This is a genomic window from Pseudomonas entomophila L48, from assembly GCF_000026105.1.
Classification (GTDB): domain Bacteria; phylum Pseudomonadota; class Gammaproteobacteria; order Pseudomonadales; family Pseudomonadaceae; genus Aquipseudomonas; species Aquipseudomonas entomophila.
On record NC_008027.1, the window covers coordinates 2,101,575 to 2,128,216 of the forward strand.

Here is a 26,642-nt window from a genome sequence, read left to right on the forward strand (position 1 = left end):
CCAGGCCTTCGGCCGCCAGCCTACGCGATAACTTCGCGCGGCCCGGCCTGGCCTGGGTGAGGTCTGTCTTCAGGCCATCACGAAGAGGAGGGGCTGGCGCAATGGCCAACCTGGCGCAGGAGGTGCCTGCGTTCACCGCACCCAGCTTTCTGGCGATCACGCCGACAGCACTCGGGCAGGTGCGACTGAACGCCCGGCAATGGTTCTTCAGACTGGTCAACCAGGAAGAGCGGCATGGCTTGCTGGAGCTGGTCTGGACGCGAGTGACGCAGCATCTCGAGGCGCATCGCGACACCGGCACGCTGCAAGCGGCCGCAATCGACCAACCGTCGCGAGCGCTTCACGAAGGCCTGCGGGCCCACTATCCCGCGCTGATCCCCGATAACCCGCGCAAATGTCACTTCTATTGCCAGCACGCCCCCTTGTTCAAGGTGATGGGGGGATGGCTCGATGGTGTGATCTCGATTGCCCACGCCTGGCGAGCGGACAGCGGCCAGTTGCTCAAGATCCATGCGCTGATGGTCGGGGGCGGTTATCCGCAACGTAGCCAGAGCCGGTTGTTCGACCAGGCGGCGCAACGGGTGGGCATGGCCGTGGCCGAGGTGTTCAGCCATCGCTTCTGCGACGATCCCGCCATCGAAGACGCGGCATTCGAGCTGCCGGTCTTCTTGCTGGCCCTGGCCTGTTTCCCACAGGCATTCCATGCCGAGACACTGGGCGTCAACCTGGCCCTGTGCGACTACATCGACCAGCTCAATGCCCTGCGCGAGGGCGACACGGCGCTGTTCGGGCAGGCGCAGGCAACGGCCTACCATGGCATGGCCGTGTCCGCGCTCGATCTCTTCCTGCAACGGGCTTCGCTGGCCGATAGCGCCCGGGTCGGCACGGGGTACCGCTGTGCACTGGCGCTGATCGAAACCCATGAGCGGCATTTGGCCCAGGTGCTGGCGGACCCGCAGCGCTTCAATGAGCACGCCGCCATGGTGGCCCTCATCGACAGGCTGGGGCGCCATGGGTGTGGTTACCACCAGCGCGGTCAACTGGCGGGCGAGCCCATCGACCAGTGGCTGGCACCGCAGACGTTCTGCCCCCACGCCACGGTCCGGGCGTTGGCCGATTCGCGCTATGTGCGCCCAGGCCAGCCGGCGCGCAGCGCGTTGCTGAACATCATCGGCAAACCCACCGGCAGCATGTTCGGGGTGTTTTCCAGCGATGACATCGCGGTGGTCGAACGATGGATCTCGACGCTGGCACCCAGCGCCGAGCGCCCGACGGCAAGCACTGGGAGCAACCCGCCCACGCCTGCGGCCGTGACCTTGTGCGACCAGGCTTTGGCCCAGGCCAACCGGCTGGCCTTGAAAAAGTACCGGCACCTGTCGCTGCGGGCCTTGTATCCCCTGTTCCTGCAGATAGACCAGGCACCCGACGCCTTGCCAGCGGCCCGGGCCTTTGCCGATGCCTGGCTGGCGCGGCACCGGCTGCGTCTGCGCCGCGAGGGCCTGCCGTTCAGCCCCTACAGCCACGAAGGTCTGGCGCAATGGCTGGAGGCGCAGCATGCGCGGCAGGTGCAGAGCTATCGGCCTCTGGTCGGCACGCCTGAGGAAACCCGCGAGGAGATCGTCGCCGACGCCCTGAGCCTGGCGCCCCTGACCCTGATCGACGGTGCCTGGCTGCGCCAGGTGGTGGCGCCGGCCATGGTCACCACGCCCATCGGCGCCTTGCTTTACCGCACGCTGATCGACGAACTGGGGCAGGGCGACAGTGCGCTGCACCACGGCAACATCTACCAGCAACTGCTGGCCAGCATGGGCCAGGACGTGGGCAGTTTCGTCGAGCCGGGCTTTGCCGCGGCCCGCCATTTCGAGGATGACGACCTGCGCGTGCCGGTGTTCTGGCTGGCCATCTCGCTGTTCCCGCAGCGCTATCAGCCGGAAACCCTGGGCTTGAACCTGGCCATGGAGCTGTCGGGCGTGGGCGGCGAGTACCGGCGCTCCGCTGATGTCCTGCGCCACTACGGTTTCAGCGCGCTGTTCACCGACCTGCACAACACCATCGACAACGTGGTCAGTGGCCACACCGCCTGGGCCATCGAAGCGATCCGCCAGCACCTGGACGACGCCCTGCAGCGCGGCGGCGAACAGGAGCAGGCGCGGCACTGGGAGCGCATCTGGGTGGGTTACCGCGCCCTGAGCCCACCTTCGGGGTCGCCTCTGCAGTGGGTCAAGGACCGCCTGCACAGCATTCGCCACACATTCACTCAACGACGAGGTGCGCCATGACGTACGGCTTTCTCTCCTTTCTGCTGGCAGTCCTGATCATCAACGCCTCCCCCGGCCCGGCCATGCTGTACGTGATGAACCAGTCACTGCGCCACGGCGTGCGCACGGGGCTCAAGGCCGCCGCCGGGGTCGAGTTCGGGGTGTTCTTCTACGTGCTGCTGGCGGCGTTCGGCCTGATGCTGATCTTCAAGGAAGTGCCGTTGCTGTACCGCATCGTCCAGGTGGCCGGCGCCCTGTACCTGCTGTACCTGGCCTACACCTGCTGGCCACGGCGCGCCGCGGCCGGAGCCAGCGCCAGTGGTGAAGGTACGCCGCCGCCCGCGCGCTTCGCCTTCGGCAAGGGCGTGCTGATCAACCTGTCCAACCCCAAGATCGGCCTGTTCTTCGTCAGCCTGCTGCCGCAGTTCGTGCCGGCCGACGCCCAGCCGGCCTGGCTGTACTTCCTGATCTACGGCCTGGTGTTCAACATCGGCGGCATCCTGGTGAACATGACCGTGGGCCTGGCCGCCCACAACCTGCGGGCGTTCATCCAGCGCAGCTCGTGGTTCGACTACGTGCCACCGGTGCTGTTCCTGGCCATCGCGGTACTGACCCTGACACGGGAGTTCGCATGACTTACATCCTCGGGCTATCGGCCTTCTACCACGACAGCGCGGTCACCCTGATCAAGGACGGGCAGATCGTCTGCGCCTTGCAGGAAGAGCGCTTTTCCCGGATCAAGCAGGACCGCGGCTTCCCCCGCCATGCCCTGCGCGCCTGCCTGGAGCAGGCCGGCATCAGCCTGGCCGATGTCGCCTGGCTGGCCTACTACGAAGACCCGGAAGTGAAGTTCGAGCGTATCTGCACCACCTACAAGCGCAACTTCCCCCGTGGCGCGCTGGCCTTCGCCCAGCAGTACACCCGTTTTGCCGCGCGCCGGGACATCAAGGGCATCATCAACACGGAGTTGCAGGGGCTGTTCCCGGACCAACCGCTGCCGGCGATCTTCATCAGCCAGCACCACCTGAGCCACGCGGCGTCGGCGTTCTACCCGTCGCCCTATCAAGAGGCCGCGGTGCTGTGCGTGGACGGGGTCGGCGAGTGGTCGACCACCACGGCCTGGCAGGGCAAGGGCAACCAGCTCGAACCCTTGTTCGAAGTGCGCTTCCCGCACTCGCTGGGCCTGCTCTATTCGGCGTTCACCTACTATTGCGGCTTCAAGGTCGACTCCGGCGAGTACAAGCTGATGGGGCTGGCGCCCTATGGCGAGCCGCGCTACGTCGACACCATCCTCGAGCACCTGATCACCCTCGAGGAGGACGGCAGCTTCAGCCTCAACCGCAAGTACTTCGACTATGAAGTCGGCGAGCGGATGATCAGCACGGCGTTCGAGACCCTGTTCGGCGCGCCGGCCCGTGAGCCGGAAAGCCCCATCGGCCAGCGCGAGATGGACCTGGCGGCGTCGATCCAGGTGGTCACTGAGCGCGTCATGCTGGCCCTGGCGCGGCGGATCAAGGCACAGACCCAGGCCGACTATCTGTGCCTGGCCGGTGGCGTGGCGCTCAACTGCGTCGCCAACGGCAAACTCCTGCGCTCGGGGCTGTTCAAGGGCTTGTTCGTCCAGCCGGCCTCGGGGGACTCGGGCGGTTCGCTGGGCGCGGCGCTGCATTGCCACTACCAGACCAGCCAAGCGGCGCGCCAGGCCAACGGCGTGGACGACGCCATGCAGGGCGCCTACCTGGGCAATGCCTACGACAGCCCGCAGATCGAACGCACCCTCAGCCACCACGGCGCGCCGTACCAGAAGCTCGACCGGGCCGCGTTGCTCGCCGCCACTGCCCGGCACCTGGCCGAGGACAAGGTGGTGGGCTGGTTCCAGGGGCGCATGGAATTCGGCCCGCGCTCGCTGGGCGCGCGCTCGATCCTCGGCAACCCGCGTTCGGCGACGATGCAGAGCGTGATGAACCTGAAGATCAAGAACCGCGAGTCGTTCCGCCCGTTTGCCCCGGCGGTGCTGGCCGAGCAGGCCGGGCAGTGGTTCGAGCTGGACACGCCATCGCCCTACATGCTGATCGTCGCCCCGGTGCACGCGCAAAAACGCCTGGCCGGGCTGGACGAGCGCGGCTACAGCGGCATCGAAAAACTGCAACTGGTGCGCTCGCAAATCCCGGCGGTCACTCACGTCGACTGTTCGGCCCGGGTGCAGACGGTGGACGGGCGCCACAACCCGTTGTTCCGCGACCTGCTGGCCAACTTTGCCGAGCTCACCGGCTGCCCGGTGCTGATCAACACCTCGTTCAACGTGCGCGGCGAGCCCATCGTCGAGAGCCCGGAGGATGCCTACCGCTGTTTCATGCGCACCGAAATGGATTGCCTAGTGCTCGGCGACTACCTGCTGCTCAAGGACGAGCAGCCGCGCTGGCACGAAGTGGCCGACTGGAGAAGCCAATATGCACTCGACTGAAAAGCCTGTACTGAGCCACCACGAGGCCGTGCAGGAGGTGTACCGCTGGACGCCACAGATCCGCGACTACGACCGCTTCATGCACATCGGCGCGCGCTGGGTGCCGTACACCATGTACTTCCACGAAAAGATGTTCCGCTCGCCGACCATCAACACCGATGCCCTGGGTTTTCGCTATACCGAGTTCGACGGCAAGCGCCATTCGGTGGCCGAGCGCCCGCTGGCGGGCAAGGTCAACCTGCTGGTGGGCGGCTCCACCGCCCTGGGCGTAGGTTCCACCCACGATGGCGCCACGGTGGCTTCGTACCTGAGCGCGATCACCGGCGAGGTGTGGCTGAATTTCGCCGGGCGCGGCTATAACGCCACGCAAGAGCTGCTGATGTACCTGATGCAGCAGAAACGCATTGGCGAGGTCGGCCACGTGGTGGTGTTCAGCGGCATCAACACCCTGGCCCTGGAGGGGATTCCCGACGCCTTCGCCAGCGACCATGGGCGCTACTACTACTCGTTCGAATTCCAGCACTACATGAACAAGTTCAACGAGGACATGAAGCGCAAGAAGAACACCTTCGGCGGCGCCGGTGGCGAGTCGCTGTTCAAACGCTGGAAGAACGCCCTGTTCGACGAGAACCCGGCCGATGAGGTGATCACCGACGAAGGTGTCTCGCTGGACGAGCGCCTGGAGCGGGCGGCCCTGGCGATCACCGACGCGCTGAAACAATGGCGGTTGCTGCTGGCCGGCCATGGCGCCAGCCTGAGCTTCGTGCTGCAGCCGCTGGCGCATTGGTGCCGGGAACGCTTGACGGCTGAAGAAGAGGCGGTGTTCCACGCCATCGACAGCTGCCCGAACAACTTCTACCGCCTGTTCAGCGGCGTGCTCGGCAAGGAGGTGCACGCACCGTTCTTCCAGCACATCCAGGCCAGCGCCGACGGCATTCCCTGCCTGGACATGAACGAAATGCTCAAATTCAGCCCCGTCTTCGAGGAAACGCTGTTCGTGGACCGCGTCCACTTCAACGACCTCGGCAACCAGCAACTCGCTCAATTGATCAGTGACGAACTCGGCCTTTACCAGGAGAAAAGCCATGAGCCTCATTCGCAAGCTGTTAAGCCTGTTTAAGCGCAAGAAGAAACGCGGCGGGTCGATCTACCCGCTGCGGTAGCGGTAGGAGCGGCCTTCAGCCGCGAAAGGGCCGCAGAGCGGCCCCGGCGATCTCTGCTGTAGCTGGATTCCTGGGGCTGCTGCGCAGCCCTTTCGCGGCTGAAGGCCGCTCCTACAGGGGGTGCGTTGAACCCAAACCAAGCTCAGCCCAGGCGGGCGAAATGCGCCTGCATGCGCCCGGCATCGGCCGGGTGGCCGCTGAACAGCTCGAACGCCTTGACCGCCTGGAACACCGCCATGGTGCCGCCATCCAGGGTGCGGCAACCCAATGCTCGGGCCTGGCGCAGCAGTTCGGTTTCCAGCGGGAAATAGATGATCTCCGCCACCCACAGCTGTGCCCGCAGCAATTCGGCGGGCAACGGCATGCCCGGCAGCTTGGCCATGCCCACCGGGGTGGTGTTTACCAACCCATCGGCTTCGGCCATCGCGCTTGCCAGGTCATGGCCGAGCACCGCGCGCCCGGCACCAAAACGCTGCGCCAGATTGGCCACCAGCGCCTGGCCACGCGCCGCGTCCACCTCGAACAGCACCAACCGCTCGACCCCTTCGGCCAGCAGCGCATGGGCCACCGCCGAGCCCGCGCCACCCGCGCCCAGTTGCACCACCTGGCGCCGCTCGACATCCGGCAGGCCGCGCCGGAAACCTTCGGCAAAGCCCAGGCAGTCGGTGTTGTGGCCAATCCGCCGACCGTCGCGCAGCACCACGGTATTGACCGCGCCGATGCCCCGGGCTTCCTCCGACAGTTCATCAAGCAACGGCAGGATCGCCTGCTTGAACGGGAACGTGACGTTCAGCCCGGTGAAGCCGGTGCGCTGGGCGGCGTCGAGCAGCTGGGGCAGGGCGCTGTCGTCCACCCCCAGCTGGTCGGCGTCGATCAGCCGGTAGAGGTAGCGCAGCGCCTGGGCGTCGCCTTCGGCCTCATGCAGCGCGGGGGTGCGCGAGGCCTGGATGCCGCGGCCGATCAGGCCAGCGAGAATGCCGGGAGCGTTCATGCCGCCTGCTCCTTGAACAACCCGCTGAAGTAGCCGAGGGCCATGGCGTAGCCTTGGCTGCCGAGCCCGCAGATCACCCCGACGGCAATGCTGGAGACGAACGACAGGTGACGGAAGGGTTCGCGCTTGTGCACGTTGGACAGGTGAACTTCGATCACTGGCAACTCGCTGGCAACCAGCGCGTCGCGGATGGCCACCGAGGTGTGGGTCCAGGCGGCGGGGTTGATCAGGATGCCGTGGCAGCGGCCACGGGCGGCGTGGATCCAGTCGATCAGCTCACCTTCGTGGTTGGTCTGGCGGAACTCCAGTTCCAGGCTCAGTTCGCGGGCGCTGGCGGCGCACAGGTTGGCCAGGTCGGCGAGGGTTTCGTGACCGTACTGGGTAGGTTCGCGGGTGCCCAACAGGTTCAGGTTGGGGCCGTTGAGCACGAGGATTCGGGGTGTCATGGCGGGGCATCGCTTTGTTGTTTTTGGATGTCTCGATATATGTACTACCTGGTTAGTTTCGTCAAATGAGCTGATTCAAAACCGGGCGATTATCGAACGCCTGCACGCGGTCCTGTCCTGTAGGAGCCAGCTTGCTGGCGAACCGGGCCTACACCGAACTACCGTGTCGACTCGGTTCGCCAGCAAGCTGGCTCCTACAGGGGAGGGCGCGCGCATTGATTACAGAATTGTAATTTTCACGCCACCGCCCCGATAACCACCCCTCCCTAAAGTCCCACGCCAAAGCATTCCGCCGCTTTGTCGACGAGGACCCACGCCGTGCCCATCCCCCGCAAGATCGCCTTGCTCTGCCTGCTCCTGGCCGGCCCCGCCGGTGCCCAGGGCCTGAGCCTGGAACAGGCGCTCGACGCCGCCTACGCCCGCAACCCGGACCTCGCCGCTGTCGGCCGCGAAATCGGCATCGCCGAGGGCGAGCGCCGCCAGGCCGGGCTGATCCCCAACCCCGAGCTGTCCTGGGAGGTCGAGGACACCCGCCGCGACACCAGCACCACCACCGTCACCCTCAGCCAGGCCCTGGAGCTGGGCGGCAAGCGCGGCGCACGCATCGAGGTCGCCGAGGCCGGCCAGGCGGTTGCCCAACTGGAGCTGGAGCGTCAGCGCAATGGCCTGCGCGCCGACGTGATCCAGGCCTTCCATGCCGCCCTGCGCGCACAGACCGCGTTGGAGCTGGCGCAGCAGTCGCAGGCGCTGACCGAACGTGGCCTGCGGGTGGTGGAAGGGCGGGTCAAGGCGGGCCAGTCCTCGCCGGTGGAGGCCACCCGCGCCCAGGTGCAACTGGCCCAGGCCCAGGCGGCGGTGCGTCGCGCGCAGACCGAGCGCGGCGTCGCCTGGCAGTCACTGGCACGCCTGACCGGCAGCGCGCAGACAAGCTTCGACCGGCTCGACGCCACGACCCTTTCACCGGGGCCGGCGCCCAAGCCCGAGCCGCTGCTGGCCAAGGTCGAGCAGACCGCCGACTGGCGCCTGGCCGCGGCGCAGATCGAGCGCGGCGAAGCGAGCCTGGGGTCGGAGAAGGCCCAGCGCATTCCCAACCTGACCGTCAGCGTCGGCAGCCAGTACAGCCGCGAGGACCGCGAGCGGGTCAACGTGGTGGGGCTGTCGATGCCGCTGCCGTTGTTCGACCGCAACCAGGGCAACGTGCTGGCTGCCGCGCGCCGCGCCGACCAGGCCCGCGACCTGCGCAACGCCGTGGAGCTGCGCCTGCGCAGCGATACCCGCAGTGCCCTGGAGCAGTGGGCCACCGCCATGGGCGAGGTACAGGCCTACGACCGCACCATCCTGCCGGCTGCCCAGCAGGCGGTGGACACCGCCACCCGTGGCTTCGAGATGGGCAAGTTCGCCTTTCTCGATGTGCTCGATGCGCAGCGCACGCTGATCGAGGCGCGGGGGCTGTATCTGGACGCACTGGCTTCGGCCACCGATGCGCGGGCGCAGGTAGAGCGGATTTACGGCGATCTGGCGGTAGGCCGGTGATGCATTCGTTCGCCGGCAAGCCGGCTCCTACAGGACCCGTAGGAGCCGGCTTGCCGGCGAAAGGGCCGCGCAGCGGCCCCGGCGATTCGACTGACGACCCTTTCCAGCAGGAACGACAATGACCAACCCACGCAAACTCGCCATCCTCGCCGCTGCCATTGCCGCCCTCGGCCTTGGCGGCCTGGCCTGGACCGGCACCCTCGGCCAGGCCTCCAGCGGCCTGGCCCAGCACGACGACCACGGCCACGCCGAAGAGCAGGATGACGGTCATGGCCACGGCGCCTCTGAAGGCGAGGGTGATAGCCACGGCGAGGAAGAGGGCAAGCTGCACCTCAGCGCCGAGCAGATCCAGGCCGCCGGCGTGCAACTGAGCACCGCCGGCCCGCAGACCCTGGGCACCGCCATCAGCTTCCCCGGCGAGATCCGTTTCGATGAAGACCGTACCGCCCACGTGGTGCCCCGCGTGCCAGGCGTGGTCGAGTCGGTGCACGCCGAGCTGGGCCAGGCGGTCAAGCGTGGCCAGGTGCTGGCGGTGATCGCCAGCCAGCAGATCTCCGAGCTGCGCAGCGAGCAGCAGGCCGCCCAGCGCCGCCTGGAGCTGGCACGGCTGACCTTCGAGCGCGAGAAGCAGCTGTGGCAGGAGCGCATCAGCGCCGAGCAGGACTACCTGCAAGCTCGCCAGACCTTGCAGGAGGCCGAGATCGCCGCTGCCAACGCCGGGCAGAAGGTCGCCGCCGTGGCCCCGGCCGGCAAGGGCAACCGCTATGAACTGCGCGCACCGTTCGACGCGGTGGTGGTGGAGAAGCACCTGACCGTGGGCGAGGTGGTGGACGAGACCAGCAACGCCTTCACCCTGTCCGACCTGAGCCGGGTCTGGGCCACCTTCGCCGTTGCCCCGCGTGACCTGGACAAGGTGGTCAGCGGCCGTGGCGTCAGCGTCAGCGCGCCGGACCTCGGTGCCCAGGTCGAGGGCAAGGTCAACTACGTCGGCAGCCTGCTCGGCGAGCAGAACCGCGCCGCCACCGTGCGCGCCACCCTGGCCAATCCCAACGGCGCCTGGCGCCCGGGGCTGTTCGTGAATATCGCGGTCACCGTCGAGCGCTTCGACGCCGCCGTGGTGGTGCCGGAAAGCGCCTTGCAGACCTGGGAGGAGCAGACCGTGGTGTTCGTGCGCAACGACGAAGGCTTCGAGGCCCGCCCGGTCAAGCCCGGGCGCCGCGACAGCGGCCAGGTGGAGATCCGCGAGGGGCTGGCCGCCGGCGCCGTGGTGGCTGCCGCCGGCAGCTTCGTCCTCAAGTCCGAGCTGGGCAAAGGCTCGGCCGCGCACAGCCACTGACCGGGAACGCCTGACATGTTCGAACGCCTGATCCAATTCGCCATCGAGCAGCGCCTGGTGGTGATGCTCGCCGTGGTGCTGATGGCCGCCGTGGGCATCCACAGCTACCAGAAACTGCCCATCGACGCTGTGCCCGACATTACCAACGTGCAGGTGCAGATCAACACCGCCGCGCCCGGCTATTCACCGCTGGAAACCGAGCAACGCATCACCTTCGCCATCGAGACCGCCATGGCCGGCCTGCCGGGCCTCAAGCAGACCCGCTCGCTGTCGCGCTCGGGCCTGTCGCAGGTGACGGTGATCTTCGATGACGGCACCGACATCTTCTTCGCCCGGCAACTGGTCAATGAGCGCCTGCAAGTGGCCCGCGAGCAGTTACCCGAAGGTATCGAGGCGGCCATGGGGCCGATCTCCACCGGCCTCGGCGAGATCTTCCTGTGGACGGTCGAGGCCAAGGAGGGCGCGCTGAAAGACGATGGCACGCCCTATACCGCCACCGACCTGCGGGTGATCCAGGACTGGATCATCAAGCCGCAGCTGCGCAACGTGCCGGGCGTCGCCGAGGTCAACAGCATTGGTGGCCACGCCAAGCAGTACCTGGTCGCCCCCGACCCCAAGCGCCTGGCGGCCTACAAGCTCACCCTCAACGACCTGATCGCCGCGCTGGAACGCAACAACGCCAACGTCGGCGCCGGCTATATCGAGCGCAACGGCGAGCAGTTGCTGATCCGCGCCCCGGGCCAGGTGGCCTCGGCCGAGGACATCGCCAACATCGTCATCTCCAGCGTCGACGGTGCGCCGATCCGCGTCAGCCATGTCGCCCAGGTCGGCCTGGGCCAGGAGCTGCGCTCGGGCGCGGCCACCGAGAACGGCCGCGAAGTGGTGCTGGGCACCGTGTTCATGCTGATCGGCGAGAACAGCCGCACGGTGTCCCAGGCCGTGGCGGCCAAGCTCGAGGCGATCAACCGCAGCCTGCCCAAAGGCGTGGTGGCGATCACCGTGTACGACCGCACCAACCTGGTGGAAAAAGCCATCGCCACGGTGAAGAAGAACCTCATCGAAGGCGCGATCCTGGTGATCGCCGTGCTGTTCCTGTTCTTGGGCAACATCCGCGCGGCACTGATCACCGCCATGGTCATTCCGCTGTCGATGCTGTTCACCTTCACCGGCATGTTCAGCAACAAGGTCAGCGCCAACCTGATGAGCCTCGGGGCGCTGGACTTCGGCATCATCGTCGACGGCGCGGTGGTGATCGTCGAGAACGCCATCCGCCGCCTGGCCCATGCCCAGCAGCACCATGGCCGCATGCTCACCCGTTCCGAGCGCTTCCACGAAGTGTTCGCCGCCGCCCGCGAAGCGCGCCGGCCGCTGATCTACGGGCAGTTGATCATCATGGTGGTGTACCTGCCGATCTTTGCCCTGACCGGTGTCGAGGGCAAGATGTTCCACCCCATGGCCTTCACCGTGGTGATGGCGTTGCTGGGGGCGATGATCCTCTCGGTGACCTTCGTGCCGGCGGCGCTCGCGCTGTTCGTTACCGGCAAGGTGAAGGAAGAAGAGGGCGTGGTCATGCGCACCGCCCGCCGCCGCTACGCACCGGTGCTGGACTGGGTGCTGGCGCGGCGTAACCTGGCCTTCGCCGGCGCCGCCACCCTGGTGCTGCTGTCGGGCGTGCTGGCCAGCCGCATGGGCAGCGAGTTCATCCCCAGCCTCAGCGAGGGCGACTTCGCCCTGCAGGCCCTGCGCGTGCCGGGCACCAGCCTGTCGCAGTCGGTGGAGATGCAGCAGCGCCTGGAGAAGACCATCATCCAGCAGGTCCCGGAAGTGGAGCGGGTGTTCGCCCGCACCGGTACCGCCGAAATCGCCTCCGACCCGATGCCGCCGAACATCTCTGACGCCTATGTGATGCTCAAGCCACGCGACCAGTGGCAGGACCCGGGCAAGCCGCGTGATGAGCTGATCGCCGAAGTGCAACGCGCCGCGGCCAGCGTGCCGGGCAGCAACTACGAGCTGTCGCAGCCGATCCAGCTGCGTTTCAACGAGTTGATTTCCGGGGTGCGCAGCGATGTCGCGGTGAAGGTGTTCGGCGACGACATGGAGGTGCTCAACCGCACCGCCGCGCAGATCGCCACGCGCCTGCAGAGCGTGCCAGGCGCGTCGGAAGTGAAGGTCGAGCAGACCACCGGCCTGCCGGTGCTGACCATCGACATCGACCGCGACAAGGCCGCCCGCCATGGCCTGAACGTCGGCGACGTGCAGGACGCCATCGCCATCGCCGTGGGAGGGCGCACGGCAGGCACCCTGTATGAAGGTGATCGCCGCTTCGACATGGTGGTGCGCCTGTCGGAGACGCTGCGCACCGATGTCGACGGCTTGTCCAGCCTGCTGATTCCGGTGCCGGCCAGCGCCAGCAACGGCGCCGCGCAGATCGGTTTCATCCCGCTGTCGCAGGTGGCCACGCTGAACCTGCAGCTGGGCCCCAACCAGGTCAGCCGCGAGGACGGCAAGCGTGTGGTGGTGGTCAGCGCCAACGTGCGCGGGCGTGACCTGGGCTCGTTCGTCGAGGAAGCGTCGCAGGCCTTGATCGACCAGGTGCAGATCCCGCCGGGCTACTGGACCCGTTGGGGCGGCCAGTTCGAGCAGCTGCAGTCGGCGGCCGAGCGCCTGCGAGTGGTGGTACCGGTGTCGTTGCTGCTGGTGATGGCGCTGCTGCTGATGATGTTCAACAACCTCAAGGATGGCCTGCTGGTGTTCACCGGCATTCCCTTCGCCCTGACCGGTGGGGTGCTGGCGCTGTGGCTGCGGGACATTCCGTTGTCGATCTCGGCGGGCGTGGGCTTCATCGCGCTGTCGGGGGTGGCGGTGCTCAATGGCCTGGTGATGATCGCCTTCATCCGCAACCTGCGTGAAGAAGGGCGCGGCCTGCGCGCGGCGGTCGAGGAGGGCGCGCTGACCCGCCTGCGGCCGGTGCTGATGACGGCGCTGGTGGCCTCGCTGGGCTTCATCCCCATGGCCCTGGCCACCGGTACCGGTGCCGAGGTGCAGCGGCCGCTGGCGACGGTGGTGATCGGCGGCATCCTGTCGTCGACGGCGTTGACCTTGCTGGTGTTGCCGGCGCTGTACCAGTGGGCGCATCGGCGCGAAGAACCGGGCGAGCCGCAGGGCCACTGAGGTTCTGCATGGGATCGAGCAACGCCACGCCGGTCCCTGTAGGAGCCGGCCTTGCCGGCGAACAGGTCCCACCTTCACCGCACAGCGTCTGATTCCTGTGCTGGATGTGCCGGCCCTTTCGCCGGCAAAGCCGGCTCCTACAGTGCGGGGTATTAGGCGGTACGCATCTGCGCCTTAGCCGCCTGCTGCATCTGGACACCACACGAATGGCGACGGCTGTACGCGGGTTGGTCAACCGGGAATCAAGGAAACCGGCTCGCACGAGTGCGCCCCACGCACAGCCACCATTGAACGAAACGAGCGGGCACAAAAAATGCGCCGTTCGGGAACACGTTTCAAGGCGGGGTCATGTGCGGATACACTTCGTGCCTCCCACCCCCACAAGGATTGTGCCCCATGCCCGACACCACGAACCTCCTGGCCTTCGCCCTGATCTGCCTGGGCATGGTCCTCACCCCCGGCCCGAACATGATCTACCTGATCTCCCGCTCCATCTGCCAGGGGCGCATGGCCGGGCTGATCTCGCTGGGGGGCGTGGCCCTGGGCTTCGTCATCTACATGCTCTGCGCGGCACTGGGCATCACCGCCCTGGTGATGGCCGTGCCGTTCGCCTACGACGCCTTGCGTATCGGCGGCGCGCTGTACTTGTTGTACCTGGCCTGGCAGGCCCTGCGCCCGGGCGGTCGTTCGCCGTTCCAGGTCCGCGACCTGCCGGCCGACAGCCCGCGCCGGCTGTTCGGCATGGGCTTGCTGACCAGCCTGCTCAACCCCAAGATCGCGGTGATGTACCTGTCGCTGATGCCGCAGTTCATCGAACCGGGCCATGGCAGCGTGCTGAGCCAGTCGTTGGTGCTGGGCTGCACGCAGATCGCCATCAGCGTCACGGTGAACGCACTGATCGCGGTGATGGCCGGCTCGATCGCCGTGTTCCTCGCCGGCCGGCCGCTTTGGCAGCAGGTTCAGCGCTGGCTGATGGGCACCGTGCTGGCGGGCCTGGCGCTGCGCATGCTGACCGAAGGGCGTCGTTGAAAGCGCCTTTTGCCGTGCACAGACCGAAATGATTGGAACGTCTGGCGCTGGCTGATTTCATACCTGTGAAGGATGGCAATCTGACAGGATCCACCATGGCCCGAACGTCATGAAATCAGCCCGCCACATACCGGCCAAACACCGCGATCCCGCGGCGAACTTCCTGCTTCATGACGGAGTGGTCAGCGGCCTGCTGCAGACGATGGACTGGGCCGGCTCGCCGCTGGGCCAGCCGCAGGGCTGGTCGCCCGGGCTCAAGGCGATCACCGCCACGTTGCTCTCGGCCCAGGCGCAGATCGTGCTGTTCTGGGGGCCGCAGTATATCGCCCTGTACAACGACGCCTACTTCCCGACCATCGGCAACAAGCACCCCGGCGCGCTGGGGCGGCCCGGGCAGGAGCACTGGGGCGAGCTGTGGGACGACCTGGAACCCTTGCTGCGCGGCGTGCGCGAGACGGGCGACACGTTCTCGGCGAAGGACCGGCCGTTCTACATCGAGCGCAGCGGCGCGGGCGAAACGGTCTATTTCGATGTGTCCTATTCCGCCGTGCGCGAGGCCGACGGCGGGGTGGGCGGGGTGCTATGCATCGTCACCGATACGACTGAGCGGGTGCGTTTCGAGCGGCGCCAGGCATTCCTCCTGGAACTGCGCCAGGCCTTGCCCGAACTGGGTGACGCCGAGCATATCGAAGGGCATGCCACGCGCCGGCTGGCGCAGGAGCTGGGCGCCGCGCGGGTTTGCTTTGGCGAGCACCTGGGCGATGGCAAGCGCTTTCGCGTCGCCCACGAATGGGCCGATGGCGTGCCCTCGCTGCTGGGCGACTTCCCTTTCGCGGACTTCGACCCGAACCTGTACGGGGCGATGCAGGGCGGGCACGTCGCCCGGCACAGCTACCAGCAGGACGAGCCGCGCCCGCTCCACCTGGAGGGGCTGTGCGCCGCGCTGCATGTGCCGGTGCTGCGCGCCGAGCGGCTGGAGGCGATGCTGATCGTGCATTTCCATGGCGCGCACTCGGTCCTGGACGATGAATGCCTGTTGGCCGAGGAAGCCGCCGAGCAGACCTGGACGGCCATCACCCATGCCCGGGCCGAACGGGCCCTGCATGTGCTCAACGAATGCCTGGAGGAGCGCGTGGCGACCATGCTGGCCCAGCGCGAGGCAGGCCTGCAGCAACTGCATGAAGCGCACAAGATGGAGATGATCGGCCAGCTCACCGGCGGGATCGCCCACGACCTCAACAACATGCTCACGCCGATCATCGCCTCCCTGGAACTGCTGCGCCGCCACCCCGAGCCTGCGCGGGGCGACCGCCTGATCGACGGCGGCCTGCAGGCGGCGGAGCGGGCGCGCAACCTGGTCGGGCGCCTGCTCAGCTTTGCCCGGCGCCAGACCCTCAAGCCGCAGGTGGTGTCGCTGGCGCTGCTGGTCGACGACATGCATGAGCTGATGGCGCGTTCGCTGGGGCCGACCATTTCGATGCAGGTGCGTATCGACGCGGCGCTGCCGCAGGTGTTGGTCGACCCCCATCAACTGGAGCTGGCGCTGCTCAACCTGGTGGTCAATGCCCGCGATGCCATGACCGAGGGCGGGCACCTGAGCATCGTTGCCGGGCTGGATGACGACAGGAAGGGGCCGGCGAGGCCCGCCGGGCTGGCCCCGGGCCGTCAGGTGTGGCTGCAGGTGGCCGATACGGGCTGCGGCATGAGCGCTGAGGTGTTGAAGCACTGCACCGAGCCGTTCTATTCGACCAAGGGCGTGGGCAAGGGCACGGGCCTGGGGCTGCCGATGGTTCAGGGCCTGGCGGTGCAGTCCGGTGGCGGCTTTGGCATTCGCTCGCGGCCGGCGAAGGGGACCGAGGCGACCCTGTGGTTGCCCGCCAGTGACACCGGGGTGGTAGAGGCCGGCGTCAGGCCTGTCGACCTGCCACGCCCGCAGCGGCCGACCCGGGTGTTGCTGGTGGAGGACGAACCGCTGGTGCGCCAGGCCACCGTGCTGCAGTTGCTTGAGCTGGGGTATGAGGTCACCGAGGCGGATGGTGCGGCCCAGGCGCAGGTGTTGCTGGATGACGGGCTGTGTCCGGATGTGCTGCTGACCGACCATGTCATGGCCGGGATGACGGGGGTGCGGTTTGCCCGGCAGGTGCGCGAGCGGTTCGCGGATTTGCCGGTGTTGGTCATTACCGGGTATGCCAACCTGGCACCTCGTGAATTGCATGGGTTCGAGGTGTTGCGCAAGCCGTTTCGCCAGGAGGAGCTGGCGCGCAGCCTGGCGCGGTTGTTGGGGGGGTAAGGTGCCTGGCGGGAGCGTTGTAGCGCCTATCAGATCGAGCGCCGCCCACGCGGCGCATCGCGGATGAATCCGCTCCTACCGTGTCATGCTGAACTGGCCCTAAATGAACCTGTAGGAGCGGATTCATCCGCGATGCACCGCACGGGCGGCGCTCGATCTACGGAACACTGCAACGCTGTCGCCTTGCTCCCATGGGGTTCACACAATCCATGACTCAACCTCCATCCAGCACCGTCCCCAGCATCTGGCACACCTGCTCGGCCGAATACGGCTTGGCCAGGAACGCGAACCCCTGGTGGCCTTCCTCGGCGATCGCCTCGCTGTAGCCGGAGGTGAGAATCACCGGCAGGTCAGGGTGGCTCTGGCGCAACTGGCGCGCCAGCGCCAACCCGCCCATGCCGGGCATCACCACATCGGAAAACACCGCGTCGAACGGCACCCGCGCATCGCCGATCTGCGTCAGGGCCTGCTCGGCACTGGTCGCCCAACTGATCTGGTAGCCGTGGTCGCGCAGGATCTGCGCGGTAAAGCTGCCGACATCGGGATTGTCCTCGACCACCAGGATCCGCCGCCGCTGGCCATGGGCGGGTAACGCCCCGCCGCCAATGCTGGGCTCCACCTGGGCCAGGGCCACCTGGGGCAGGTAAAGGGTGAAGGTCGTGCCCTTGCCCTCGACGCTGCTGACCTTCACGTCGCCACCGGACTGCTTGGCGAAGCCGAACACCTGCGACAGCCCCAGGCCCGTGCCCTGGCCCGAAGCCTTGGTGGTGAAGAACGGATCGAAGATGCGTTCGAGCAGGTGCGGGGCGATGCCCACGCCGCTGTCGATCACCGAGATCGCCGCGAATGGCTTGGGCAGGCCCGGCAGGCGCTGGTCGGGCTCCAGGCGCAGGTACAGCGTGCCTTCACCGGCCATGGCGTCGCGGCCGTTGATCATCAGGTTGATCACTGCGGTTTCCAGCTGGCCCAGGTCGGCGTGCACATGGCAGGGCGACGCCGGCAGCTCCAGCTTTACCTGGAGGCGCGCGCCGGTGGCGGTATCGAGCATGTCGGCCATGGCTTCCAGCCTGGGGCCGGCTTCGAACACCTGGGGGCTCAGGGCCTGGCGCCGGGCGAAGGCGAGCAGCTGGCCGGTGAGCTTGGCGCCACGGTCGACGGTGTCGGACACAGTCTTGAAGTAGCGGGCGCGGCGGGTCTCGTCGAGGTCGGGGCGCTGCAGGAAGTGGAGCGAGGAGCGGATGATGGTCAGCAGGTTGTTGAAGTCGTGGGCCACGCCGCCGGTGAGCTGGCCGATGGCTTCGAGCTTTTGCGTCTGGCGCAGCATTGCTTCGGTGTGCAGCAACTGGCCGGTGCGCTCTTCCACGCGCTGTTCGAGCGTCGTGTTGAGCGCTTCGAGCGCCGCGAACGCTTCCCGCACTTCGGCATGGGCCTGGACCCGCTGAATGTGCGCCCAGCAGCGTTGGGTCACTTCGCTGAGCAGCATCTGTTCGTAATGGGTCCAGTTGCGTGGCAGCTTGTCGTGGATGGCCATCAGCGCGGTCAGGCGGCCCTCCTTGATCAGGGGCATGCAGATGGTCGCGGTGATGCCGATGGCCTGGAAGGTCGCCGCGGCCTGGGCCGGCAGCTGCGTAAGGTTGTCGTCGATCACCAGCGGCTCGCCGCCGCGCAGGCGGCTGACCGCCAGTTCGCCGAAATCGGCCAGGCGGTATTGCCCCAGCAGCCGTGGCGAACCGGGGGCAACCCAATCGCCACAGATGGTGAAACCGTCCTGGTCGGCGGCCATGACTGCATAGGCGCAGCTGGACAGTTGCAGATGCTCGCCCAACAGGCGCGTGGTGGTGGCCATGATCCGTTCCGGATCTTTGGCGTTGGCGGTGGCGCGGCCCAGGCTGTCGAGGAATTTCAGGCGGCGGTTGGCGACCACGCTGTTGGTGGTCTCGGTGACCGTGTCGAGCATGCCGACGACCTGGCCGTCATGGTTGCGGATGGGGCTGTAGCAGAAGGTGAAGTAGGCCCGTTCAGGTTTGCCGTGGCGCTCGATCAGCAGCGGGAAGTCCTCGATGTACACCGCTTCGCCGGCCAGCGCTCGATCAGCCAGGTGGCTGATTTCGCTCCAGGCTTCCTGCCACACTTCGCTGAACGGGCGGCCGAGGGCAAAGGGCTTTTCACCGAGGATCGCGCTGAAGGCATCGTTGTGCAGGGTGATCAGCTGGTCGCCCCAGAGCACGGCCTGGGGGAAGCGCGAGGCCAGGCACAGGGCGACGGCGGTGCGCAGCACGTCGGGCCAGGTGTCCAGCGGGCCGAGCGAGGTCGCCGCCCAGTCGTGGGTGCGGATGCGTTCGGCCATCAGCCCGCCGCCGTCCAGCCATTTCGCCATGAGGTTTGCCGGTCCATTTGCGTGAGAGCATCAGGGTGCACCGTGAGGCGGCGCTTGGCGAGGGTTTTGTTTCGGGACTTTCGCCTACCCCTGTAGGAGCGGCCTTGTGCCGCGAAAGGGCCGCAAAGCGGCCCCGGCGATCTTTGCTCAACGTCGACATCCTGGGGCCGCTGCGCAGCCCTTTCGCGGCACAAGGCCGCTCCTACAGGGATTGCGCAAGGCTGACGCTGGCGCAGGGCTCAGCGAATGAAATGCACCTTCCCGGTGTCGTCGTTGCCCATGTAGATCCCATACACCCCGGCCTGCCGTTCGAGGATGTAGCGTTCGAGAATCTGCCGGATCGCCGGGTAGTAGATCTCGTCCCAGGGGATCTCGTCCGGCGCGAAGAAGCGGTAGGCCAGGGTCTCCGGCCCGTACTGCCCGGTCTCTTCGGTGGCGATGGCGCGGAAGATGATGTACACCTCGCTGATCGTCGGCACGCTGAAGATCGAGTAGGGCGAGACGATTTCGCCGCGCACGCCGCTCTCTTCCCACACCTCACGCAGGGCCGCCTGCTCGGTGGTCTCGCCGGCCTCCATGAACCCGGCCGGCAAGGTCCAGGTGCCGGGGCGCGGCGGGATGGCGCGCTGGCACAGCAGGTACTTGCCGTCGCGCTCGATGATGCAGCCGGCGATGATCTTCGGGTTGACGTAGTGCACATAGCCGCAGGCGGTGCAGTACAGGCGCTCGTGGGTGTCGCCGTTGGGGATGCCCCGGGCCAGTTGCGTGGTGCAGTGCGGGCAGTAGCGCGGGGCGGTGGGCATGGTCAGCGGCCTATGCGAGGGTCCTTGAGGGGCAGGGGCTCGACGATTTCGCGGACCTTGGCGTTGTCGTCCTGTTTCTGGCGCAGGTAGTCCAGGGCCACCTTGGCGGCGGCGCGCACATGGTCGACCGAGGCCTGGTGGGCGGCTTGCGGGTCGCCGCTCTTGATCGCCTCGACGATCTTCTCCATCTCGCGGTTGCTGGCGCCCCGGCGGTTCTCCTGCGATACCGAGGTGGCGCGCAGGTAGCTGATGCGTGCCTGCAGCTGGCGCAACTGCTGGGCGGCGACCTGGTTGCCCGAGCCTTCGAGCAGCACGTCGTAGAAACCCTGCACCGAGTCGAGCACCTGGGCCAGCTCGCCGTCTTCCAGCGCCTCGCGATTGACCTCCAGGGCGCGCTCCAGGGCGCGGATGTCCTTGGCTTTGGCATTCAGGGTGAACAGCTGGACGATCAGGCCTTCGAGCACGCAGCGCAGCTCGTAGATGTCGCGGGCGTCGTCCAGGGTGATGATGGCCACGCGCGGGCCCTTGGCGTCGGCAAACTCGACCAGGCCTTCGGACTCCAGGTGGCGCAAGGCCTCGCGCACGGAGGTGCGGCTGACGCCCAGGCGCTCGCAGAGGTCGCGCTCGACCAGGCGATCGCCGGGCAGCAGGTGGAAGTTCATGATCGCGCCGCGCAGCTTGTCGAGCACGATTTCACGCAGGGTGACGGGGTTGCGGTTGACCTTGAAGCTGTCGTCGAGGGGCTGGCGTTTCATCAGGTGCGCTCTGTATGAGGCTGTTGCGCCAGGTTCGCGCAGCCCACGAACCGTGGGGCTGCTCCTTGCCGTGGTTCGCACAGCCCGCGGTTAACGGGGTTGCTCCGCGTCGGCTGCGGCGAATGCTTCGCGGGCCAGGCGGAAGCTGTCCACCGCCGCGGGCACGCCGCAATAGATGCCGACCTGGAGCAGAATCTCGCGAATCTGTTCGCGACTCAGGCCATTGCGCAGGGCGCCGCGGATATGCAGCTTGAGCTCATGGGGCCGGTTGAGCGCGGAAATCATCGCCAAGTTTATCATGCTGCGCTCTTTGAGCGACAAGCCATCACGGCCCCAGACGTGGCCCCAGCAGTACTCGGTGACCAGGTCTTGAAGGGGCTTGGTGAAGTCGTCGGCGTTCTGGATCGAGCGAGTGACATAGTCTTCGCCGAGCACCTGGGTGCGGATCTGCAGGCCTTTTGCGTATTTCTCGTTGTTCATGGGCAGGTCCTGTGTGAGTGGATAGGTAGGAGCCAGCCTTGCTGGCGAACGGCCGCGCCACAATTGCAATGCCGTGCCATGGCCGGTTCGCCAGCAAGGCTGGCTCCTACAGGTGAGCGTTCGCCGGCTCAGCCCAGCGGCGGCAGTGCGCCGAGCTTGCCCTTGTGGTACACCATCGGCGTCACCGGCTGCTCAGGCAGCACCAGGTTCTTCACCTGGCCGACGATGATCGCGTGGTCACCGCCGTCGTACTCGCGCCACAACTCGCACTCGATGATCGCCGTGGCCTTGCTCAGCAGCGGGTTGCCCAGTTCGCTCAGGTGCCAGTCGATGCCCTTGGCCTTGTCCTTGCCTTTGCCGGCGAAGGCATAGGCCTCGGCGGTCTGCTCGGCCGACAGCAAATGGATGGCGAACTGCTTGCTGTCACGCAGCACCGGGTAGGTGTCGGAGGCGTAGTTGGGGCAGAACAGCACCAGCGCCGGCTCGATCGACAACGCGCTGAACGCGCTGGCGGTGATGCCGACGATGCCGCCGTCGGCGTCCAGGGTGGTGACCACGGTGACACCGGACGGGAACGAGCCCATCACGTCTTTGTAGATGCCGGGTTCGATCATGGCGCAGGTCTCCTAGCGCATCACAAAGGGGTCGGGCATGGGCGCGGTGGACAGGTTGATCCACACCGTCTTCAGCTCGGTATAGGCCAGCACCGAATCGATGCCGCTCTCGCGGCCGTAGCCGCTGTTCTTGAAGCCGCCGATCGGCGCCATGGCCGACACCGCGCGGTAGGTGTTGACCCAGATGATCCCCGAGCGCACGTCGCGGGCCAGGCGGTGGGCGCGGCCCAGGTCGCGGGTCCAGATGCCGGCGGCCAGGCCGAACTGCGAGTCGTTGGCCATGGCCAGGGCCTCTTCCTCGGTCTTGAAGCGGATCACCGCGGCGACCGGGCCGAACACCTCTTCCTGCATGATGGTCATGGCGTTGCTGTCGCACTCGAACAGGGTCGGTTCGTAGAACCAGCCGTCGCCCTCGACCTCGGCACGCTTGCCGCCCATGCGCAGCCGAGCGCCTTCGGCCTTGGCGGCGGCCACCAGTCCTTCGACCACGGCCAGTTGCTGGGCGGTGGCCATCGGGCCCATCTCGCTGGCGTCGTCCTGCGGGTTGCCGATGCGGATGCGCTGGGCGCGGGCGATCAGGCGCTCGACGAACGCATCGAAGATCTCGTCCTGCACCAGCAGGCGTGAACCGGCCACGCAGCTCTGCCCGGAGGCGGCGTAGATGCCGGCCACCGCGCCATTGACGGCGCTGTCCAGGTCGGCGTCGGCGAAGATGATGTTGGGCGACTTGCCGCCCAGCTCCAGCGACAGCTTGGCGAAGTTCTCGGCGCTGCTGCGCACCACATGGCGGGCGGTGGCGGCGCCGCCGGTGAAGGCGATCTTGCGCACCAGCGGGTGGCGGGTGAGGGCGGCGCCGGTGCTAGGGCCGAAACCGGTGACCACGTTGACCACGCCAGCCGGGAAACCGGCTTCCAGCGCCAGGCGGGCCAGTTCGAGGATGGTCGCCGAGGCATGCTCGGAAGGCTTGAGCACGATGGTGTTGCCGGCGGCCAGGGCCGGGGCGAGCTTGATCGCGGTGAGGTACAGCGGGCTGTTCCACGGGATGATCCCGGCCACCACGCCGATCGGTTCGTGCACGGTGTAGGCGAACAGGTCGGGCTTGTCCAGCGGCAGGGTGCCGCCTTCGAGCTTGTCGGCCAGGCCCGCGGTGTAGTGGAAGAACTCCGGCAGGTAGCCGACCTGGCCGCGGGTCTCGCGGATCAGCTTGCCGTTGTCGCGGCTTTCCAGCTGGGCCAGGTGTTCCTTGTTCTCGGCGATCAGGTCACCCAGGCGGCGCAGCAGCTTGCCTCGGGCGGTGGCGGTCAGGCCGCGCCAGGCCTTGCTGTCGAAGGCGCGCTGGGCGGCCTGTACGGCCAGCTCGACGTCATTTTCATCGGCGTCGGGCAGTTGCGCCCAGGCCTTGGCGGTGGCCGGGTCGAGGCTGTCGAAGGTCTTGCCGCTCTGGGCATCGCGCCATTGGCCGTCGATGCACATCTGGAAACGAACGAGGGTCATGCAACTATCCCCTTGGCGGATTCGGTGAGGGTGCGGGCCTGCCTGAGGAAGTCCAGCAGCATCTTGTTGACTTCGCGCGGTGCTTCCACCGGCATCATATGCCGTTGCTCGGCGAGCACCACGCAGTGGGCGCCGGGTATGCGCGCGGCGAGCTGGCGGGCCATGGCCGGGGTGGAGCCGGCGTCGAGCTCGCCGGTGGCGATCAGCGTCGGCACCTGGATGCTGCCCAGGTCACCTTCGCGGTACATGTCCTGGGTGGCGAACAGTGCGTAGGTGGTGTGGTAGCCCTGCGGGTCGTTGCTCGCCAGCACCTGGCGAATGGCGGCGACCTGGGCCGGGTTGGCGGCCTTGTACTCGCGGCTGAACCAGCGATCCAGCGCGGCGTCGACGTTGGCATCCGGGCCTTGTGCCAGTGCCTGGGCGGCGCGGGCGATGACCCCGGCGCTTTGTTCGGGGCTGCGGTTGAACACGCTGTTGAGCACCACCAGCGCCGCCAGGCGTTGCGGGTGATTGAGGGCGAACGCGCGGGCCACCAGGCCGCCCATGCTGAAGCCGATCACGGTGGCTTGCGGGACTTGCAGATGGTCGAGCAGTTCGGCGAGCTGGTCGGCGTAGCCTTCCAGTGGGGTGTCGGCGGCCGGCACGCGGCTGTGGCCGTGGCCGAGCATGTCGTAGGCGATGACGCGGTAGTCGTTGGCCAGGCCCACGAACTGCCCGCCCCACATTTCCTTGTTCAGGCCCACGCCGTGGATCAGCACCACGGGGTGGCCCTGGCCGAGGGCCAGGTAGCTGGTCCCGGCCGGTGTACGTTCAGCGACAGGCTGAATCATCGAGGGCGCTCCTTGAAGGTCGGGCGCGGCGGGGAGTTCGCCACGCCCAGGCCCGTCTTGGTTGTTGTTATCGAGCGTTGGCCTTTTCCGCCGCCAGTTCTTCCAGGTCGATGTAGCGGTTGCCGATGCGCGGGTGCAGGCGGCCGCCGTCGGCGGCGCCGAGCACCACGACGATCTCGTCGGCGCGCGGGGCGTCCTCGATCTGCATTTCCAGGGTGATGTAGTGCGAGCGCAGGCCCTCGTCGTCCTTCTGCATCATCGGGATCTGGATCGAGGTGCCGGGGCCGCCGCGCTTGTTGGTGAAGCTCAGGTAGCTCTTGGCCTGCACGGCTTCGCGGTAGTGGTTGCCAAAGCGCAGGGTGTGGATCACCGCCGAGGCGTGCTCGATCTCGCCGTCGGCGCCGACCACAGCGGCCTTGCCGTAGGCCTCGATCTTGTCGGCGCCGCCGATGGCGGCGGTCAGGCGCTCGACCATCAGCGCGCCGAGGTCGGAGCAGTTGGCGCGGATCTCAGGCTTGAGGTCCTCGACGAAACCGCGACCGGCCCAGGGGTTCTTGATCACCACGGCCAGGCCGACCATGGTCACCGGCGTGTCGGTGGCCTTGCCGCCTTCGATGCGGGTCTCTTCGGAGTAGGTGACGATCTTGCGGATTTCGAAACTCATGGAGGGCTCCTGGGTAGGGTGATCAGTTCTTGTTGTCTGATGGTATACCATAATATTTGATGTGCAAGAGGGCGTTGGAAAATTCTCTGGCCGGGGGATGAAAGGTGGGTGGTTCGCCGGCAAGCCGGCTCCTACAAAGGCCTGTAGGAGCCGGCTTGCCGGGGCGAACCGACCGCGAAAAAAGCCCGCTCCCATGGGCCGGTACAACCCACGGGAGCGGGCCGATCCCGCAATCAATCAGGCAAAGGGAATTCAGGCGAACGCCGGCACCACTTCCTTGATGAACAGCTCCAGCGACTTCTTCTTCTCGCTGTGGGGCAGGCTGTTGTCGCACCAGAAGCTGAACTCGTCGACACCCAGTTCCTGGTAGTAGCGGATGCGCGCGATGATCTCCTCGGGCGTGCCAATCATGGTGTTCTTGCGGATGTTCTCCAGCTGGAACGCCGGCACCTCGGCGAACTTCGACTCCGGGCTCGGCGCGAGGAAGCCATTGACCGGCACAGTCTTGTTGCCGAACCAGGCATCGAAGGTGCGGTAGAAGCGCGAGATGGCCTGGGCGCCGACCTTCCAGCCGTCCGGCTCGGCCGGGCTGTGCACATGGGTGTGGCGCAGCACCATCAGTTGCGGTCGGGGCACGCCGGGGTTGTTGTCGAGGGCGGCCTGGAACTTGTTCTTCAGGTCCAGCACTTCCTCGTCGCCCTTCATCAACGGGGTGACCATGACATTGCAGCCGTTGGCCACGGCGAAGTTGTGCGAGTCGGGGTCGCGGGCGGCGATCCACATCGGCGGCGCGGTGTTGAACGGCTTTGGCACGCTGGTGGAGGTGGGGAACTTGTACACTTCGCCGTCGTGGGCGCAGTCGCCCTGCCACAGCTTGCGCACCACCGGCACCATCTCGCGCAGGGCCTTGCCGCCGTCGGTGGCCGGCATGCCGCCGGCCATGCGGTCGAACTCGAACTGGTAGGCGCCACGGGCCAGGCCCACTTCCATGCGGCCGTTGCTGATCACATCGAGCAGGGCGCATTCGCCGGCCACGCGGATCGGGTTCCAGAACGGCGCGATGAGGGTGCCGGCGCCCAGGCGGATCTTCTCGGTGCGTGCGGCAAGGTAGGCCAGCAGCGGCATCGGGCTTGGCGAGATGGTGTATTCCATGGCGTGGTGCTCGCCGATCCACACGGTGCTGAACCCGCCGTCCTCGGCCATCAGGGTCAGTTCGGTCAGGTCTTCGAACAGCTGGCGGTGGCTGACCTGTTCATCCCAACGTTCCATGTGCACGAACAGCGAAAATTTCATGGGGCCTTCCTCGTAGCTTGTTGTTGTCGCCTGCCGTTGCAGGCCTTTCTGTAGGAGCCGGCTTGCCGGCGAAGCAGGCGACGCGGTGGATGGCACCGGCATCGCCGGTGTTCGCGGGTAAACCCGCTCCTACACGGTCCCCTGCTGAATGCTCAGGCGAAGGCCGGCAGGCTGGCCATCTTGCCGCGGCAGTAGACCATCGGGCGGGGTGCCTCTTGCGGGACGATCAGGTTGTGTACCTTGCCCACCATGATCGCGTGGTCGCCGCCTTCGTATTCACGCCACAGTTCGCACTCGATGACGGCGGTGGCGCCGGCCAGGATCGGGTTGCCCAGCTCGCTCAAGGTCCAGTCGATACCCGCCGCCTTGTCCTTGCCCTTTTTCGCGAAGGCGTAAGCCTCGGCCTGTTGCTCACCGGAGAGCAGGTGAATGGCGAAGCGCTTCTGCTGGATAAGAACAGGGTAGGAGTCGGAGCTGTAGTTGGGGCAGAACAGCACCAGCGGCGGGTCCATCGACAAGGACGAAAAGGCGCTGGCGGTGAGGCCGACGATCGAACCGTCGTCGTCCAGGGTGGTGATGACCGTGACGCCGGACGGGAAGGAGCCCAGGACGTGCTTGTAGACGGTTGCGTCGATCATGGTGTGATCCTCG

General features: G+C 67.0%; 21 protein-coding genes. 9 read left to right on the plus strand and 12 right to left on the minus strand.

Annotated elements, in window-relative coordinates; translation table 11 throughout:
* The first annotated feature begins 101 nt into the window (after nucleotides 1-101).
* Genes PSEEN_RS09375 through PSEEN_RS09390 form a run of 4 tightly spaced genes read left to right on the plus strand, consistent with a single transcriptional unit; the run spans nucleotide 102 to nucleotide 5,842 of the window.
* Nucleotides 102-2,279, plus strand: coding sequence for an iron-containing redox enzyme family protein (locus PSEEN_RS09375; RefSeq protein WP_011533252.1), 2,178 nt, complete (start codon nucleotides 102-104; stop codon nucleotides 2,277-2,279).
* Nucleotides 2,276-2,893 carry a LysE family translocator gene (locus PSEEN_RS09380; RefSeq protein ID WP_011533253.1) on the plus strand — a complete coding sequence of 206 codons (618 nt, stop codon included), beginning with the start codon at nucleotides 2,276-2,278 and terminating at the stop codon, nucleotides 2,891-2,893. The genes PSEEN_RS09375 and PSEEN_RS09380 overlap by 4 nt, the downstream gene beginning before the upstream one ends.
* Nucleotides 2,890-4,722 (plus strand): carbamoyltransferase family protein, encoded by a 1,833-nt coding sequence (locus PSEEN_RS09385; RefSeq protein ID WP_011533254.1) that lies wholly within the window; start codon nucleotides 2,890-2,892, stop codon nucleotides 4,720-4,722. The genes PSEEN_RS09380 and PSEEN_RS09385 overlap by 4 nt, the downstream gene beginning before the upstream one ends.
* On the plus strand, nucleotides 4,709-5,842 hold the full coding sequence (locus tag PSEEN_RS09390; protein ID WP_011533255.1) for a hypothetical protein: 1,134 nt from the start codon (nucleotides 4,709-4,711) through the stop codon (nucleotides 5,840-5,842). Before PSEEN_RS09385 ends, PSEEN_RS09390 begins: the two co-directional genes overlap by 14 nt.
* A gap of 185 nt (nucleotides 5,843-6,027) precedes the next feature.
* On the opposite strand, the gene PSEEN_RS09395 is transcribed toward PSEEN_RS09390, so the two are convergent.
* A complete protein-coding gene (locus PSEEN_RS09395; protein WP_011533256.1) occupies nucleotides 6,028-6,876 on the minus strand; it encodes a shikimate dehydrogenase in 849 nt (282 codons plus the stop codon).
* On the minus strand, nucleotides 6,873-7,322 hold the full coding sequence (gene aroQ / locus PSEEN_RS09400) for a type II 3-dehydroquinate dehydratase (protein WP_011533257.1): 450 nt from the start codon (nucleotides 7,320-7,322) through the stop codon (nucleotides 6,873-6,875). The genes PSEEN_RS09395 and aroQ overlap by 4 nt, the downstream gene beginning before the upstream one ends.
* A 318-nt stretch (nucleotides 7,323-7,640) precedes the next feature.
* Here aroQ and PSEEN_RS09405 point away from each other — a divergent pair, with 318 nt between their 5' ends.
* The 5 genes from PSEEN_RS09405 to PSEEN_RS09425 all read left to right on the plus strand — a co-directional run bounded on the left by PSEEN_RS09405 (nucleotide 7,641) and on the right by PSEEN_RS09425 (nucleotide 16,681).
* The gene (locus PSEEN_RS09405; protein WP_044487931.1) at nucleotides 7,641-8,855 is read left to right on the plus strand and encodes a TolC family protein; all 1,215 of its coding nucleotides are present in this window, start codon (nucleotides 7,641-7,643) and stop codon (nucleotides 8,853-8,855) included.
* A gap of 118 nt (nucleotides 8,856-8,973) precedes the next feature.
* Nucleotides 8,974-10,191 (plus strand): efflux RND transporter periplasmic adaptor subunit, encoded by a 1,218-nt coding sequence (locus tag PSEEN_RS09410; protein WP_011533259.1) that lies wholly within the window; start codon nucleotides 8,974-8,976, stop codon nucleotides 10,189-10,191.
* 15 nt (nucleotides 10,192-10,206) lie between these two features.
* Nucleotides 10,207-13,362 carry an efflux RND transporter permease subunit gene (locus PSEEN_RS09415; protein ID WP_011533260.1) on the plus strand — a complete coding sequence of 1,052 codons (3,156 nt, stop codon included), beginning with the start codon at nucleotides 10,207-10,209 and terminating at the stop codon, nucleotides 13,360-13,362.
* A gap of 396 nt (nucleotides 13,363-13,758) precedes the next feature.
* On the plus strand, nucleotides 13,759-14,391 hold the full coding sequence (locus PSEEN_RS09420; protein WP_011533261.1) for a LysE family translocator: 633 nt from the start codon (nucleotides 13,759-13,761) through the stop codon (nucleotides 14,389-14,391).
* A gap of 109 nt (nucleotides 14,392-14,500) precedes the next feature.
* Entirely contained in the window at nucleotides 14,501-16,681 is a 2,181-nt protein-coding gene (locus tag PSEEN_RS09425) for an ATP-binding protein (RefSeq protein WP_011533262.1), read from the plus strand.
* Nucleotides 16,682-16,895: 214 nt separating this feature from the next.
* On the opposite strand, the gene PSEEN_RS09430 is transcribed toward PSEEN_RS09425, so the two are convergent.
* From PSEEN_RS09430 to PSEEN_RS09475, 10 genes are all read right to left on the minus strand, one after another.
* A complete protein-coding gene (locus PSEEN_RS09430) occupies nucleotides 16,896-19,058 on the minus strand; it encodes a GAF domain-containing hybrid sensor histidine kinase/response regulator (protein ID WP_011533263.1) in 2,163 nt (720 codons plus the stop codon).
* Nucleotides 19,059-19,297: 239 nt separating this feature from the next.
* Nucleotides 19,298-19,861, minus strand: a complete 564-nt coding sequence (locus tag PSEEN_RS09435; protein WP_011533264.1) for an NUDIX hydrolase — start codon at nucleotides 19,859-19,861, stop codon at nucleotides 19,298-19,300.
* Nucleotides 19,862-19,863: 2 nt separating this feature from the next.
* Nucleotides 19,864-20,616 (minus strand): GntR family transcriptional regulator, encoded by a 753-nt coding sequence (locus tag PSEEN_RS09440; RefSeq protein WP_011533265.1) that lies wholly within the window; start codon nucleotides 20,614-20,616, stop codon nucleotides 19,864-19,866.
* A gap of 90 nt (nucleotides 20,617-20,706) precedes the next feature.
* Nucleotides 20,707-21,096, minus strand: coding sequence for a carboxymuconolactone decarboxylase family protein (locus tag PSEEN_RS09445; RefSeq protein ID WP_011533266.1), 390 nt, complete (start codon nucleotides 21,094-21,096; stop codon nucleotides 20,707-20,709).
* Between the two features lie 128 nt (nucleotides 21,097-21,224).
* The gene (locus PSEEN_RS09450; RefSeq protein ID WP_011533267.1) at nucleotides 21,225-21,710 is read right to left on the minus strand and encodes a flavin reductase family protein; all 486 of its coding nucleotides are present in this window, start codon (nucleotides 21,708-21,710) and stop codon (nucleotides 21,225-21,227) included.
* A gap of 12 nt (nucleotides 21,711-21,722) precedes the next feature.
* Entirely contained in the window at nucleotides 21,723-23,204 is a 1,482-nt protein-coding gene (locus PSEEN_RS09455) for an aldehyde dehydrogenase (RefSeq protein WP_011533268.1), read from the minus strand.
* Entirely contained in the window at nucleotides 23,201-24,034 is an 834-nt protein-coding gene (locus PSEEN_RS09460; protein WP_011533269.1) for an alpha/beta fold hydrolase, read from the minus strand. The genes PSEEN_RS09455 and PSEEN_RS09460 overlap by 4 nt, the downstream gene beginning before the upstream one ends.
* A gap of 67 nt (nucleotides 24,035-24,101) precedes the next feature.
* Nucleotides 24,102-24,698 (minus strand): amino acid synthesis family protein, encoded by a 597-nt coding sequence (locus tag PSEEN_RS09465; protein ID WP_011533270.1) that lies wholly within the window; start codon nucleotides 24,696-24,698, stop codon nucleotides 24,102-24,104.
* Between the two features lie 252 nt (nucleotides 24,699-24,950).
* Nucleotides 24,951-25,991, minus strand: coding sequence for an LLM class flavin-dependent oxidoreductase (locus PSEEN_RS09470; RefSeq protein ID WP_011533271.1), 1,041 nt, complete (start codon nucleotides 25,989-25,991; stop codon nucleotides 24,951-24,953).
* A 152-nt stretch (nucleotides 25,992-26,143) separates the two neighbouring features.
* Nucleotides 26,144-26,629 carry a flavin reductase family protein gene (locus tag PSEEN_RS09475; RefSeq protein WP_011533272.1) on the minus strand — a complete coding sequence of 162 codons (486 nt, stop codon included), beginning with the start codon at nucleotides 26,627-26,629 and terminating at the stop codon, nucleotides 26,144-26,146.
* Nucleotides 26,630-26,642: the final 13 nt, after the last annotated feature.

Excerpts from the sequence above, each read along its gene's own strand:
- PSEEN_RS09395 (WP_011533256.1), bottom strand. The coding sequence starts at position 6,876 with ATGAACGCTCCCGGCATTCTCGCTGGCCTGATCGGCCGCGGCATCCAG.
- PSEEN_RS09450 (WP_011533267.1), bottom strand. The coding sequence starts at position 21,710 with ATGATCGAACCCGGCATCTACAAAGACGTGATGGGCTCGTTCCCGTCC.
- PSEEN_RS09445 (WP_011533266.1), bottom strand. The coding sequence starts at position 21,096 with ATGAACAACGAGAAATACGCAAAAGGCCTGCAGATCCGCACCCAGGTG.
- PSEEN_RS09440 (WP_011533265.1), bottom strand. The coding sequence starts at position 20,616 with ATGAAACGCCAGCCCCTCGACGACAGCTTCAAGGTCAACCGCAACCCC.
- PSEEN_RS09435 (WP_011533264.1), bottom strand. The coding sequence starts at position 19,861 with ATGCCCACCGCCCCGCGCTACTGCCCGCACTGCACCACGCAACTGGCC.
- PSEEN_RS09390 (WP_011533255.1), top strand. The coding sequence starts at position 4,709 with ATGCACTCGACTGAAAAGCCTGTACTGAGCCACCACGAGGCCGTGCAG.
- PSEEN_RS09455 (WP_011533268.1), bottom strand. The coding sequence starts at position 23,204 with ATGACCCTCGTTCGTTTCCAGATGTGCATCGACGGCCAATGGCGCGAT.
- PSEEN_RS09430 (WP_011533263.1), bottom strand. The coding sequence starts at position 19,058 with ATGGCGAAATGGCTGGACGGCGGCGGGCTGATGGCCGAACGCATCCGC.
- PSEEN_RS09385 (WP_011533254.1), top strand. The coding sequence starts at position 2,890 with ATGACTTACATCCTCGGGCTATCGGCCTTCTACCACGACAGCGCGGTC.
- PSEEN_RS09425 (WP_011533262.1), top strand. The coding sequence starts at position 14,501 with ATGAAATCAGCCCGCCACATACCGGCCAAACACCGCGATCCCGCGGCG.
- PSEEN_RS09410 (WP_011533259.1), top strand. The coding sequence starts at position 8,974 with ATGACCAACCCACGCAAACTCGCCATCCTCGCCGCTGCCATTGCCGCC.
- PSEEN_RS09415 (WP_011533260.1), top strand. The coding sequence starts at position 10,207 with ATGTTCGAACGCCTGATCCAATTCGCCATCGAGCAGCGCCTGGTGGTG.
- PSEEN_RS09380 (WP_011533253.1), top strand. The coding sequence starts at position 2,276 with ATGACGTACGGCTTTCTCTCCTTTCTGCTGGCAGTCCTGATCATCAAC.
- PSEEN_RS09375 (WP_011533252.1), top strand. The coding sequence starts at position 102 with ATGGCCAACCTGGCGCAGGAGGTGCCTGCGTTCACCGCACCCAGCTTT.
- PSEEN_RS09460 (WP_011533269.1), bottom strand. The coding sequence starts at position 24,034 with ATGATTCAGCCTGTCGCTGAACGTACACCGGCCGGGACCAGCTACCTG.
- aroQ (WP_011533257.1), bottom strand. The coding sequence starts at position 7,322 with ATGACACCCCGAATCCTCGTGCTCAACGGCCCCAACCTGAACCTGTTG.
- PSEEN_RS09475 (WP_011533272.1), bottom strand. The coding sequence starts at position 26,629 with ATGATCGACGCAACCGTCTACAAGCACGTCCTGGGCTCCTTCCCGTCC.
- PSEEN_RS09420 (WP_011533261.1), top strand. The coding sequence starts at position 13,759 with ATGCCCGACACCACGAACCTCCTGGCCTTCGCCCTGATCTGCCTGGGC.
- PSEEN_RS09470 (WP_011533271.1), bottom strand. The coding sequence starts at position 25,991 with ATGAAATTTTCGCTGTTCGTGCACATGGAACGTTGGGATGAACAGGTC.
- PSEEN_RS09465 (WP_011533270.1), bottom strand. The coding sequence starts at position 24,698 with ATGAGTTTCGAAATCCGCAAGATCGTCACCTACTCCGAAGAGACCCGC.